General features: G+C 37.4%; 10 protein-coding genes and 5 tRNA genes. All 15 read left to right on the top strand.

Annotation, left to right across the window (positions count from 1 at the left end):
• Positions 1–152: 152 nt before the first annotated feature.
• The 15 genes from CYP51_RS04190 to rpoC all read left to right on the top strand — a co-directional run bounded on the left by CYP51_RS04190 (position 153) and on the right by rpoC (position 13,936).
• A tRNA-Thr gene (locus CYP51_RS04190) sits at positions 153–228 on the top strand.
• A gap of 53 nt (positions 229–281) precedes the next feature.
• Positions 282–366, top strand: a tRNA-Tyr gene (locus CYP51_RS04185).
• Between the two features lie 7 nt (positions 367–373).
• Positions 374–450 (top strand) — tRNA-Gly (locus CYP51_RS04180).
• A 126-nt stretch (positions 451–576) separates the two neighbouring features.
• Positions 577–651: transfer RNA gene (locus CYP51_RS04175), tRNA-Thr, on the top strand.
• A gap of 74 nt (positions 652–725) precedes the next feature.
• Complete coding sequence (gene tuf, locus CYP51_RS04170; protein WP_021090663.1) at positions 726–1,925, top strand: elongation factor Tu; 1,200 nt, start codon at positions 726–728, stop codon at positions 1,923–1,925.
• A 56-nt stretch (positions 1,926–1,981) separates the two neighbouring features.
• Positions 1,982–2,140 (top strand): 50S ribosomal protein L33, encoded by a 159-nt coding sequence (gene rpmG, locus CYP51_RS04165; protein WP_035167196.1) that lies wholly within the window; start codon positions 1,982–1,984, stop codon positions 2,138–2,140.
• Between the two features lie 13 nt (positions 2,141–2,153).
• Positions 2,154–2,229: transfer RNA gene (locus CYP51_RS04160), tRNA-Trp, on the top strand.
• A gap of 17 nt (positions 2,230–2,246) precedes the next feature.
• Entirely contained in the window at positions 2,247–2,426 is a 180-nt protein-coding gene (secE, locus tag CYP51_RS04155) for a preprotein translocase subunit SecE (protein WP_072594862.1), read from the top strand.
• A 15-nt stretch (positions 2,427–2,441) separates the two neighbouring features.
• A complete protein-coding gene (gene nusG / locus CYP51_RS04150) occupies positions 2,442–2,972 on the top strand; it encodes a transcription termination/antitermination protein NusG (RefSeq protein WP_021090793.1) in 531 nt (176 codons plus the stop codon).
• A 10-nt stretch (positions 2,973–2,982) separates the two neighbouring features.
• Positions 2,983–3,408, top strand: a complete 426-nt coding sequence (gene rplK, locus CYP51_RS04145) for a 50S ribosomal protein L11 (protein ID WP_021091067.1) — start codon at positions 2,983–2,985, stop codon at positions 3,406–3,408.
• Positions 3,409–3,467: 59 nt separating this feature from the next.
• Positions 3,468–4,169 carry a 50S ribosomal protein L1 gene (gene rplA / locus CYP51_RS04140; RefSeq protein ID WP_021091006.1) on the top strand — a complete coding sequence of 234 codons (702 nt, stop codon included), beginning with the start codon at positions 3,468–3,470 and terminating at the stop codon, positions 4,167–4,169.
• A 105-nt stretch (positions 4,170–4,274) separates the two neighbouring features.
• Positions 4,275–4,760, top strand: coding sequence for a 50S ribosomal protein L10 (rplJ, locus tag CYP51_RS04135; protein ID WP_103624498.1), 486 nt, complete (start codon positions 4,275–4,277; stop codon positions 4,758–4,760).
• 30 nt (positions 4,761–4,790) lie between these two features.
• Positions 4,791–5,171, top strand: a complete 381-nt coding sequence (gene rplL, locus CYP51_RS04130; RefSeq protein ID WP_021090592.1) for a 50S ribosomal protein L7/L12 — start codon at positions 4,791–4,793, stop codon at positions 5,169–5,171.
• Between the two features lie 118 nt (positions 5,172–5,289).
• On the top strand, positions 5,290–9,435 hold the full coding sequence (rpoB, locus tag CYP51_RS04125) for a DNA-directed RNA polymerase subunit beta (protein ID WP_103624497.1): 4,146 nt from the start codon (positions 5,290–5,292) through the stop codon (positions 9,433–9,435).
• Positions 9,422–13,936 carry a DNA-directed RNA polymerase subunit beta' gene (rpoC, locus tag CYP51_RS04120; protein ID WP_103624496.1) on the top strand — a complete coding sequence of 1,505 codons (4,515 nt, stop codon included), beginning with the start codon at positions 9,422–9,424 and terminating at the stop codon, positions 13,934–13,936. Before rpoB ends, rpoC begins: the two co-directional genes overlap by 14 nt.
• The last annotated feature ends 29 nt before the right edge of the window (positions 13,937–13,965 follow it).

Raw genomic sequence — 13,965 nt, 5'->3', positions numbered from 1 at the left:
ATACTTAATGATGCATTACGGATTTAAATGTAATAAAAATTTGTATTCTTAAATGGCTATATTTTATGATTTTAATTTTTACGAATAATTTTTTAAATTTCCCTTGACTTTTACCTTGTTTTGATATATAATTGCCACTTCACAAAACAGGTGCTGGTGTAGCTCAGTTGGTAGAGCTACTGCCTTGTAAGCAGTGGGTCGGCGGTTCAAGTCCGTTCACCAGCTCCATTTTTGTAACAGTGTTTGACCAGAAAATACCAAAATAGTTTATTAATGTTTAAGGTGAGATACTCAAGCGGCCAACGAGGGCAGACTGTAAATCTGCTGACTATGTCTTCCGTGGTTCGAATCCACGTCTCACCACCATTGTTATGCGGGAGTAGCTCAGTTGGCTAGAGCATCAGCCTTCCAAGCTGAGGGTCGCGGGTTCGAGCCCCGTTTCCCGCTCCAAAATTTGGGAAAATAAACTGGGAGCTGTATCTAGATTTTACTAAACACAGTTATTCCTTACTTTATTTTCAAAATTTTTAGTTGTTTGTATTATTTAATTGGAATCATCTCTGCCAAGCGTTTTTCGCTCATATGGCTCAGAGGTAGAGCACTTCCTTGGTAAGGAAGAGGTCGCGGGTTCAAGTCCCGCTATGAGCTCCACTGGTTAATATGATTTTATTATAATTATACAAATTTGGTAAGAAAAAAGACATATATCACATACGGAGGAAAAGATGGCTAAAGAAAAATTTTCACGTAACAAGCCGCACGTAAACATAGGTACTATTGGTCACGTAGATCATGGTAAAACTACATTAACAGCTGCAATATCTGCTGTTCTTTCACGCAAAGGACTTGCTGAGCTAAAAGATTATGATAATATTGATAATGCTCCAGAAGAAAAAGAGCGTGGTATTACAATTGCTACTTCACATATTGAGTACGAGACAGAGAAACGCCACTATGCCCACGTTGACTGCCCTGGTCACGCCGACTATGTAAAAAATATGATTACAGGTGCTGCGCAAATGGATGGAGCTATTCTAGTCGTTTCTGCAGCTGATGGCCCAATGCCACAAACTAGAGAGCATATTTTGTTATCACGCCAAGTTGGTGTTCCATACATTGTTGTTTTCATGAACAAAGCTGATATGGTTGATGATGCTGAGCTACTTGAATTGGTTGAAATGGAAATCCGTGAATTACTTAATGAGTATAATTTCCCAGGCGATGATACACCTATTGTTTCTGGTTCAGCACTTAAAGCTCTTGAAGAGGCAAAAGCTGGTCAAGATGGCGAATGGTCAGCAAAAATTATGGAATTAATGGATGCAGTTGATAGCTATATTCCAACTCCAGTTCGTGCAACAGATAAAGACCTTCTTATGCCAATCGAAGATGTTTTTTCGATTTCAGGTCGTGGTACAGTTGTAACTGGTAGAATTGAAAAGGGTGTTATAAAAGTTGGTGACACAATTGAAATTGTTGGTATTAAACCAACTCAAACAACAACAGTTACTGGTGTTGAAATGTTTAGAAAAGAGATGGATCAAGGTGAAGCTGGCGATAATGTTGGCGTTCTTCTCCGTGGTACTAAGAAAGAGGATGTTGAGCGTGGTATGGTTCTTTGCAAACCTAAATCAATTACCCCTCATACAAAATTTGAAGGCGAAGTCTACATCTTGACAAAAGAAGAAGGTGGTCGCCATACTCCTTTCTTTAATAACTATAGACCACAATTCTACGTAAGAACAACCGATGTTACTGGTTCAATTACGCTCCCAGAAGGAACAGAGATGGTTATGCCAGGTGATAATGTAAGAATTTCTGTTGAATTGATTGCTCCAGTAGCACTTGAGGAAGGCACTCGTTTTGCTATCCGTGAAGGTGGTAGGACTGTTGGTTCAGGTGTTGTTTCAAAAATACTTGGTTAATTTATAAAAATTTGTCAAAGGGAGGATATCCCTTTGATATCTTAATAAGGACTTATATGAGAATTAAAATTGGTTTAAAATGCTCCGAAAGTGGTGATATAAATTATACAACAACTAAAAATAGTAAAACTACTACGGATAAAGTTGAACTTAAAAAGTATTGCCCAAGATTAAAAAAACATACTATTCATAAAGAAGTTAAATTAAAAAGTTAATTAAGAAGCTATTAGGGCAATAGCTCCAACGGTAGAGCGCTGGATTCCAAATCCAATGGTTGGGGGTTCGAATCCCTCTTGCCCTGCCACGACTAAGGTTAAGATTATGGAAAAAATTATAAATTATATTAAGCTTTCTAAATTGGAAATAATGAAGGTTATTTATCCTACAAAAGAACAAATTAGAAATGCTTTTTTTGCAGTTTTTATCGTAGTTGCTGTTGTATCACTTTTTTTAGCTCTTGTTGATGTTATTATGTCCTTTGTTTTATCTAAAGTTATATGATATAAGGAAGAAGTAATGTCACATAAATGGTATGCTATACAGACTTACGCTGGAAGCGAAATGGCAGTAAAGAGAGGAATTGAAAATTTAGTAAAAGATCATGGAATAGAAGATCAACTAAAAGAAATTATAGTTCCTACAGAAGACGTAATAGAAATTAAAAATGGTAAGCAAAAAATCAACGAAAGAACTCTTTATCCAGGCTATGCTTTTGCGTGCTTAGATCTTGATACGGCTCTTTGGCATAGGATTCAATCTTTACCAAAAGTTGGACGTTTTATTGGTGAGGCCAAAAAACCTACGCCATTATCTGAAAAAGATATCAATACTATTTTGGAAAAGGTTCAAAAAAGAGCTGCGCCAAAACCTAAGATATTCTTTGAGGATGGTGAGAGTGTTCGTATAACAGAAGGTCCTTTTGCTAACTTTACAGGTATTGTCGAAGAATATGACATGATACATGGCAAACTTAGACTTAATGTTTCTATTTTTGGTAGAAGTACCCCTGTTGATATTTTGTATTCACAAGTTGAGAAGATAATTTAAGGAGCAAGAAATGGCTAAAAAAGTTATAGGTGAAATAAAATTACAAATTGCTGCAACAAAAGCAAATCCTAGTCCACCAGTTGGTCCAGCTCTTGGACAAAAAGGTGTTAATATTATGGAATTTTGTAAAGCCTTTAATGAAAGAACAAAAGATATGGTTGGGTTTAATATTCCAGTTGTTATAACTGTTTATGCTGATAAAAGTTTTACATTTATCACAAAACAGCCTCCTGCTACAGATCTTATTAAAAAGGCTGCAGGTATAACAAAAGGAACTGATAATCCTTTAAAAAATAAAGTAGGCAAATTAACAAAAGCTCAAGTTCTAGAAATAGTTGAGAAAAAACTTGTTGATTTGAATACAAATGATAAAGAGCAAGCAGCTAAGATTATTGCTGGCTCAGCTCGCTCAATGGGTGTCGAAGTAGTAGACTAAAGCCTTTACCGTCAGGTTGATTAGCAAAAGACGGAAGCAATATATATGCGGAGAAATTTATGGGAAAAACTAGCAAGAGATTTCAAGAATTGCTCAAAAAAGTAGAGCAAGATAAAATTTATAACCTTAGCGAGGCTATTGATACAGTTAAAACTCTGGCTTCTGCTAAATTTAATGAAACGGTTGAGATTGCATTAAAATTAAATGTTGATCCAAGACATGCTGATCAAATGGTTCGTGGCTCAGTCGTTTTGCCGGCCGGTACAGGTAAAACTGTAAGAGTTGCTGTTATTGCTAAAGATGCTAAAGCTGATGAGGCAAAAGCAGCTGGTGCTGATATTGTTGGCGCAGATGATTTGGTCGAAGATATTCAAAAAGGTATAATGAATTTTGATGTTCTTATAGCTACTCCAAATTTAATGGGTCTTGTAGGTAAGGTCGGTAGAATTTTAGGACCAAAAGGATTAATGCCAAACCCAAAAACTGGCACAGTTACAATGGATGTTGCACAGGCTGTTAATAATGCAAAAAGCGGTCAAGTAAATTTTCGTGTTGATAAGCAAGGAAATATACATGCAGGTCTTGGTAAAGTTAATTTTACTAAAGAACAATTAAATGAAAATATTTCAACATTTATTAAAGCGATCAATAAACATAAGCCTGCAACCGCAAAGGGTAGATATGTTAAAAATGCTTCGTTGTCTTTGACAATGAGTCCATCTATAGCTCTTGATACTCAAGAAGTTATGGACTTAAAATAAAACTAAAAATTAAAATTTATATCTTAGATTGGAGATAGCCGAGGCCATTGGGCTTAATTGATTCGACCCGCTCTGCTTGAAATTACCGGTCGGAAAGGAGAAAAAGTGACACGTAACGAAAAAACTGAAGTTGTTGCAAAATTAGAGAGTGAATTTAAAACTGCTGAAGCTATTGTAGTTTGTGACTATCGTGGCCTTTCAGTAAAGAAACTTGAAGTTTTAAGAAATTCTGCTAAAGAACAAAATGTAAAAGTTCAAGTTATTAAAAATACTCTTGCAAATATTGCTCTTAAAAATTCTGATAAAGTCGGAATGGAACTCAAAGATACAAATATATATCTTTGGAGTGAAGATCAATTAGCAGTAACTAAAGTAGCCGCAAAATTTGAAGAGTCTAATGCTGATCTTTTCAAAATAAAAACAGCTTATATTGATGGCGAAGTTGCTAGTGTTGATAAAGTTAAAGCTCTATCTAAAATGCCTAGCCGTGATGAGCTTATTGCGATGCTTTTACAAGTTTGGAATGCACCAATTCAAAATTTCACAATTGGTTTGAATTCGCTTAAAGAGAAAAAAGAACAATCAGCTTAATTTAAATTAAAAAAATAATAAGGATTAAAAATGGCAATTACTAAAGAAGATGTATTAGAGTTTATATCTAATCTTTCTGTACTTGAACTTAGTGAACTTGTAAAAGAGTTCGAAGAGAAATTTGGTGTTAGCGCAGCTCCTGTAATGGTAGCTGGTGGTGCTGTTGCAGCAGGCGGTGCAGCAGCTGCAGCAGAGGAAAAAACAGAATTTAACATTGTCTTGGTTGATTCTGGTGATAAGAAAATCAACGTTATTAAAGTTGTTAGAGCGCTCACTGGTCTTGGTCTTAAAGAAGCTAAAGACGCAGTTGAGGGAACACCATCTGTTCTTAAAGAAGGTGTTAGCAAAGATGAGGCTGAGGCAGCTAAAAAAGAGCTTGAAGAAGCTGGTGCTAAGGTTGAACTTAAATAATTTTTTATTATTTGAGCTTAATATTTCAAGAGAGGGCACAGGCTCTCTCTTTTTTAAATTTTAGATGCCTTGTTAAAAGGCTATACTTTTCTTTCAAAATTACCACGAGGTAGATGCAATGTTAAATAGCTTATACTCAGGAAATCGTCTTAGAGTTGACTTCTCTAATGTCGTTAAGGAGATAGACGTTCCGAACCTACTACAACTACAAAAAAAGAGCTTTGATAATTTTTTAAATCTAAATAATAATCAAACAGAAAGCGGTATAGAAAAAGTTTTTAAATCAATCTTTCCAATACATGATCCGCAAAATCGTTTGACTTTAGAATATGTTGGCTCAGAAATTGGAAAACCAAAATATACGATCAGAGAGTGTATAGAAAGAGGTCTTACATACTCTGTAAATTTAAAGATGAAAATACGTCTTATCGTTCATGAGAAAGATGATAAGACAGGTGATAAAGTCGGTGTTAAAGATATAAAAGAACAAGAAATTTTTATACGCGAAATTCCACTAATGACTGATAGAATTTCATTTATTATAAATGGTGTTGAGCGTGTTGTTGTAAATCAACTCCATAGAAGCCCAGGTGTTATTTTTAAACAAGAAGAGAGCGCGACTGTTGCAAATAAATTAATTTATACAGCTCAAATAATACCTGATCGTGGCTCTTGGCTACATTTCGAATATGACACAAAAGATATTTTATATGTTAGGATAAATAAACGTAGAAAAGTGCCAGTAACTATATTATTTAGGGCGCTTGGATATAAAAAACAAGACATTATTAAGTTGTTTTATCCAATACAAAATTTAATTATTAAAAATAACAAATTCTTAACTCTTTTTAATCCTGAAGATTATTTGGGAAGAGTTGAATATGATATAAAAAACGAAGATGGAGAAATTCTTCACCAAGCAGGCAAGCGTCTAACGAAGAAAAAAGCTGATAAGTTGATCGAGGATGGCGTAAAATTTGTTGAATACCCAGTTGAAGCACTTATTGGTAGATATTTGGCAAATCCTGTAATAAATACAGAGAGTGGAGAAATTTTATATGATACACTATCTGCTCTTGACGAGAATAAACTTGCAAAAATTTTAGCTGAGCATGAAAGTATTGAGATTATAAATAACTCCGCTGCTGGTGTTGATGATGCGATTATAAATTCTTTCATAGCTGACAACGATATGCTTAAGGTTTTAAAACAAACTGAGGGCGTTGATGATGAAAATGATCTTGCGGCTATTAGAATTTATAAGGTCATGAGACCAGGAGAGCCAGTTGTTAAAGAGGCTGCAAAGAGTTTTGTAAATGATATGCTATTTAATCCCGAGAGATACGATTTAACAAAAGTTGGTCGTATGAAAATGAATCATAAGCTCTCTCTTGATGTGCCAGAATATGTTACTTTACTAACAAGTGAAGATATTATAAAAACTGCAAAATATCTTATAAAAGTTAAAAACGGACAAGGTCACATTGATGATCGCGACCACCTTGGCAACCGCCGTATAAGGTCAATCGGTGAGCTACTTGCTAGCGAACTTCACCTTGGTTTCGTAAAGATGCAAAAGGCAATTCGCGATAAATTTACAAGCTTAAGCAATAATACTGAAGAGATTATGCCATACGACCTTATTAATCCAAAAATGATTACTGCTACGATTATGGAATTTTTCACAGGTGGACAGTTAAGCCAGTTTATGGATCAGACAAACCCGCTTAGTGAGGTTACTCACAAGCGTCGTCTATCTGCACTTGGTGAGGGTGGTTTGGTAAAAGAACGTGCTGGCTTTGAGGTGCGCGACGTTCACCCAACTCATTACGGCAGAATTTGTCCAGTTGAGACTCCAGAAGGTCAAAATATTGGTCTTATCAATACGCTTTCAACCTATGCAAAAGTAAATGATCTTGGCTTTGTTGAAGCTCCTTACAAAAAAGTTATAGATGGCAAAGTAACTGATGAGATAGTTTATTTAACCGCAACTCAAGAAGAGGGTAATGTTATAGCTCCAGCATCAACCAAACTTGATGAAAATGGGCATATCGTTGAGGACTTGATTGAGGTTAGAAAAGATGGCGAGATGATGCTTGCGCGTAGAGAAGATGTTACTTTGATCGACCTTTGTTCTGGTATGATAGCTGGTGTTGCGGCTTCACTTATTCCATTCCTAGAGCATGATGATGCTAACCGTGCTCTAATGGGTTCAAACATGCAACGTCAGGCAGTACCACTACTTCGCTCAACTGCTCCTATTGTTGGAACAGGTATGGAAAGCGTTATTGCAAGAGATGCATGGGAAAGCGTAAAAGCAAGACGTAGTGGTGTGGTTGAAAAGGTTGATAATAAAAATATATTCATTTTAGGCGAAGACGAAGCTGGTCCATATATCGATCACTACTCTTTAGAGAAAAATTTAAGAACAAACCAAAATACGACTTTTTCTCAACATCCGATAGTTAAAAAAGGTGATGAGATCGTTGCCGGTCAAATAATTGCTGACGGCCCAAGTATGGAAAAAGGCGAACTAGCTATCGGTAAAAATGCACTAATTGCATTTATGCCTTGGAATGGCTACAACTACGAAGACGCGATCGTCATTAGCGAAAAAATGATACGTGAAGACGCCTTTACAAGTGTTCATATCTATGAAAAAGAGATCGAAGCTCGTGAGCTAAAAGATGGCGTTGAGGAGATAACAAAAGATATACCAAATGTTAAAGAAGAGGAACTTATGCACCTTGACGAAAGCGGTATTGTCAAAATTGGTACAGAGATCAAGCCTGGCATGATCCTTGTTGGTAAGGTATCTCCAAAAGGCGAAGTTAAGCCAACTCCAGAAGAGAGGCTACTACGCGCTATCTTTGGTGAAAAAGCTGGCCACGTCGTAAATAAATCGCTATACGCTTCAGCTTCAATGGAAGGCGTAGTTGTTGATGTTAAAATTTTCACCAAAAAAGGATATGAAAAAGATAGCAGAACAAATAAAGCTTACGAAGAAGAGAAGACTCTTTTAGAAAAAGAACATCATGATAGACTACTTATGCTAGACCGCGAAGAGATGCTAAAAGTTACAGCACTTCTTTCTAAAAATCCACTAGCAAGTGATCAAGAGGTAAATAAAAAAGAGTATAAGAAAGGCTCAAAGATCAATAAGGCTGATCTTGAAAATATAAATAGGTTTACTCTAAATGCTATCGTTAAAAGCTTTTCAAAAGATATTCAAAAGAAATATGACGAGCTAAAAAATTACTTCCAAAATGAGAAGAAAAAGCTCAAAGAAGAGCACGATGCTAAGATAGAAATTTTAGAAAAAGATGACATTTTACCAAGCGGCGTTGTAAAACTTGTAAAAGTTTATATAGCTACAAAACGTAAACTAAAAGTCGGCGATAAGATGGCTGGACGTCACGGCAACAAAGGTATCGTTTCAAATATAGTTAGAGAAGTAGATATGCCTTATCTTCCAAGTGGTCAGATCGTAGACATCGTGCTAAACCCACTTGGTGTTCCAAGCCGTATGAACATTGGTCAAATTTTAGAGAGTCACCTTGGTCTTGTTGGCTACCGCTTAGGCGAACAAATCAATGAAATTTTTGAGACCAAAAAAGGCGAGTGGATAAAAGATCTAAGAGCTAAGATGATAGAGATAGCAGGTGTTGCTAAGCTAATGGATGCTAAAAAAGCTCTTGGTAAGATGAGTGATGAGAAGCTTCTTGAATATGCAAAAGATTGGAGTAATGGCGTAAGATTTGCAACTCCGATTTTTGAAGGCGTTAAGGCTGACGAATTTGCAAAACTATTTGAGATGGCAAAGATAGATAGCGACGGCAAAACCGAGCTATACGATGGACGCACAGGCTCAAAGATAAGAGAGCGCGTTAATGTTGGTTGTATGTATATGCTAAAACTTCACCACTTGGTTGATGAGAAAGTCCACGCAAGAAGCACTGGACCATACAGCCTTGTTACGCAGCAACCTGTCGGCGGTAAGGCACTATTTGGCGGTCAAAGGTTTGGTGAGATGGAGGTTTGGGCACTTGAGGCTTACGGCGCCGCCCATACACTAAGAGAGATGCTAACTGTAAAATCAGACGATGTTGAGGGAAGACTATCTGCTTATAAAGCTTTAACAAGAGGTGAAAACGTTCCTGAGACTGGTATCCCTGAGACGTTCTTTGTTCTAACAAACGAGCTAAAATCACTAGCTCTTGATGTAGAAGTATATGATGAGGATGAGACAAATGAAACTAACTAATTTAAAACCAGTTGAGATAAAAGAAGAGCATAGACCTCGTGATTTTGAAGCTTTTCAACTTCGTTTAGCAAGTCCTGAGAAGATAAAATCTTGGAGTTATGGTGAGGTTAAAAAACCAGAAACTATCAACTACCGTACGCTAAAACCTGAGCGTGACGGCTTATTTTGTGCCAAAATTTTTGGACCGATCCGTGATTACGAGTGCCTTTGTGGCAAATATAAAAAGATGCGTTATAAAGGCATCAAGTGCGAAAAGTGTGGCGTTGAAGTAACAACATCTAAGGTTCGCCGCTCTCGCATGGGTCACATTGAGCTTGTAACTCCAGTGGCTCACATTTGGTATGTAAATTTCTTGCCAAGCCGTATTGGTGCACTTCTTGGTATTAAGATGAAGGATCTTGAGCGCGTACTTTATTATGAGGCATACATTGTTGATAATGCTGGCGAGGCTTATTACGACAATGAAAATTCTAAAAAAGTTGAGAAATACGACGTTTTAAATGAAGAACAATATCAAAGCCTAGCTTCAAGATATGAAGAGACTGGTTTTACAGCTAGAATGGGCGGCGAGGTCATCTATGACATGCTAGCTGAGCTTGATTTGATGGAAATTTTAAATCAACTAAAAGAAGAGATGGAGTCTACAAATTCTGAGGCTAAGAAAAAGACTATCGTAAAACGCCTAAAAGTTATCGAGAGCTTTTTAAATTCAGGTAACCGCCCAGAGTGGATGATGATAACAAATTTACCAGTTCTTCCACCTGATCTTAGACCGCTAGTCAGCCTTGATGGTGGTAAATTTGCTGTTTCAGACGTAAACGACCTATATCGCCGCGTAATAAACAGAAATAGCCGTCTAAAACGTCTACTTGAGCTTGACGCACCTGAGATCATTATCAGAAATGAAAAGAGAATGCTTCAAGAAGCTGTTGATGCGCTATTTGATAATGGCCGCAGAGCAAATGCAGTAAAAGGTGCAAATAAGCGCCCACTAAAATCACTAAGTGAGATCATCAAAGGTAAGCAAGGTCGCTTCCGTCAGAATTTGCTAGGTAAGCGTGTTGACTTCTCTGGACGTTCTGTTATCGTCGTTGGTCCAAAGCTAAAGATGGATCAGTGCGGTCTTCCAAAGAAGATGGCTCTAGAGCTATTTAAGCCACATTTGCTTGCTCGCTTAGAAGAAAAAGGCTATGCAACAACTGTTAAGCAAGCTAAAAAGATGATAGAAGATAAGACAAATGAGGTTTGGGAGTGCTTAGAAGAGGTTGTTAAAGACTATCCGGTTATGCTAAACCGTGCTCCGACACTTCACAAACTTTCTATCCAGGCGTTTCACCCAGTACTTGTTGAAGGCAAGGCTATCCAACTTCACCCACTAGTTTGTGCGGCGTTTAACGCAGACTTTGACGGTGACCAAATGGCTGTTCACGTGCCACTATCACAAGAGGCTATCGCTGAATGCAAAATTTTGATGCTTAGCTCAATGAATATCTTGCTTCCTGCAAGCGGTAAGGCTATCACAGTTCCTTCACAAGATATGGTTTTAGGAATTTACTATTTAAGCCTAGAGAGAAATGACGAAAAAGGCGCAAATAAAATTTTCTCAAGCGTTGATGAAGTAATGATCGCTGAAGAGGCTAATACTCTTGGTCTTCACGCTAAAATCAAAACAATGGTTGATAACAAGATCGTCTTTACGACGGCTGGTCGCTTGATTTTAAGAGCTATACTTCCTGATTTTGTTCCTGAAAATATGTGGAATAAGATTATGAAGAAAAAAGATATTGCAAATTTGGTTGATTATGTTTATAGAAATGGTGGTCTTGAAGTAACGGCTGACTTCCTTGATAAGCTTAAGAATTTAGGCTTTAGATATGCGACAAAAGCGGGAATTTCTATCTCTATTGCAGACATCATCGTACCTGATAGTAAGCAAAAATATATCGACGAAGCTAAGAAAAAAGTTCGCGAAATTCAAAAGCAATACGGCGCTGGTCTTTTAACAGATAGCGAGAGATACAATAAGATCATTGATATCTGGACAGATACAAACAATAGCGTTGCAAGCGAGATGATGAAGCTTATCCAAAATGATAAGGGCGGATTTAACTCAATTTATATGATGGCAGACTCAGGTGCGAGAGGTAGTGCAGCACAAATTCGCCAGCTAGCTGGTATGCGTGGTCTTATGGCAAAACCTGATGGTTCGATCATTGAAACGCCAATCATTTCAAACTTCCGTGAAGGTCTAAATATAATGGAGTACTTTAACTCTACCCACGGAGCTAGAAAAGGACTTGCAGATACCGCTCTAAAAACAGCCAACGCCGGTTATTTAACAAGAAAACTAATCGACGTTGCTCAAAATGTTAAAGTCACAATGCATGACTGCGGTACGCACGAGGGTGTTGAAATTACAGATATTACAGAGAGTGGCGAGCTAATAGAAAGCCTTGAAGAAAGAGTATTAGGCCGTGTTTTAGCAGATGATGTGATCGATCCTATAACAAATGAAATTTTATTTAGCGAAGGCACATTACTTGATGAAGAAAAAGCTAGAGCTATAACAGAAGCTGGCATAAAATCAGTGAGCATTAGAACGCCTATCACATGCAAGGCACCAAAAGGCGTTTGTGCAAAATGCTACGGCTTAAACTTGGGTGAGGGCAAACTTGTAAAACCAGGTGAAGCAGTTGGTATCATTTCAGCTCAATCTATCGGTGAGCCAGGTACACAGCTAACACTAAGAACATTCCACATCGGTGGTACGGCTTCTACTGAGCAACAAGATCGTCAAGTAATCGCCCAAAAAGAGGGATTCATCAGATATTATAACCTTAATACTTATGATAATGGCGATAAGAAGATCGTTGCAAATAGAAGAAGCGCGGCTATACTACTTGTTGAGCCAAAGATTAAATCAACGATTGACGGTAAAATAGAGATCGAATATGCCCACGAAGATGTAAATATCGTGATAAAAGGTAAAAAAGAAGAGGTTAAATATACAATTAGAAGAAATGATCTTGCTAAACCAAATGAATTAGCTGGTGTTAGCGGAAAGATCGAAGGAAAGATGTATATACCTTATGTAAGTGGCGATAAAGTAAAAGAGAATGAAAGTATCGTTGAGATCATAAAAGAGGGTTGGAATATTCCAAATCGTATCCCATACGCTAGTGAACTTAAAATTTCAGACGGAGATCCTGTAACTCGTAAAATTTTAGCTGACGCAAATGGTGTGGTTAAATTTTTCATACTAAAAGGTGATTATCTTGATAGGGTTAAAGATATCAAAAAAGGTCACAAAGTAACTGAAAAAGGTTTCTTTGTAGTTGTTTCTGATAAAGATGGACGTGAAGCAGTTCGCCATTATATCCCAAGAAATTCTATCATCCAAGTTTCTGATAATGATGCAGTTGAGAGAGCGACAGTAGTCTCATTGCCTGAAAAAGATGATAAGTTGATTATTGCTGAGTGGGACCCATACTCAACTCCAACTATTGCTGAAGAAGCTGGTGTGGTTAGTTTTGAGGATATTGAGCCAGGATATAGTGCGACTGAGCAAGCAGATGAGGCGACTGGACAAAGACGTCTTGTTATCAATGAATACTTGCCAAGCGGTGTAAAACCTGCGATTATTATCGCTACTAAAAAAGGAAATTTAATCAAGTATTCGCTTGATCCAAAAACTGCGATCTTTGTCTCAAGTGGTGATGAAGTAGCTCAGGCTGATATTTTGGCTAAGACTCCAAAAGCTGTCGCTAAGTCAAAAGATATCACTGGTGGTCTTCCAAGAGTTAGCGAGCTATTTGAAGCAAGACGCCCTAAAAATACAGCTATCGTTGCAGAGATTGATGGTGTGGTTAGATTTGACAAGCCACTTCGCTCAAAAGAGCGCATAATTATCCAAGCTGAAGATGGTACAACTGCTGAGTATTTGATCGAGAAAAGTCGTCAGATACAAGTAAGAGACGGGGAATTTGTCCATGCTGGCGAGAAACTAACTGATGGGCTAATCTCAAGCCACGATATTTTAAGAATTCTTGGCGAAAAAGCGCTTCACTACTATTTGATTAGCGAAATTCAGCAAGTTTATCGCCGTCAAGGTGTTGCGATCGCTGATAAACATATCGAGATCATTGTCTCTCAAATGCTTCGCCAGGTTAAGATTGTTGATAGTGGAAATACAAATTTCATCGTTGGCGATATGGTCTCAAGAAATAAATTTAAAGAAGAGAACGAGCGCATCATGAACATGGGCGGTGAGCCAGCTATTGCTGAGCCGATCTTGTTAGGCGTTACAAGAGCAGCTATCGGAAGTGATAGTGTGATCTCTGCTGCATCGTTCCAAGAGACAACTAAAGTCTTAACAGAAGCATCTATCGCTGCTAAATTTGACTATCTTGAAGATCTAAAAGAGAACGTTATCCTAGGACGTATGATTCCGGTTGGAACTGGTTTTTATAAGGATAAAAAAGTAAAAATCAAAGAAAACTAATACTTCAAGCCCCTATTTTGGGGCTTAAC

This window comes from Campylobacter concisus, from assembly GCF_002912895.1.
Taxonomy (GTDB): Bacteria; Campylobacterota; Campylobacteria; order Campylobacterales; family Campylobacteraceae; genus Campylobacter_A; species Campylobacter_A concisus_G.
Note: the sequence above shows the minus strand (reverse complement) of the source record. Positions and strands in the feature narration are given on the sequence as shown.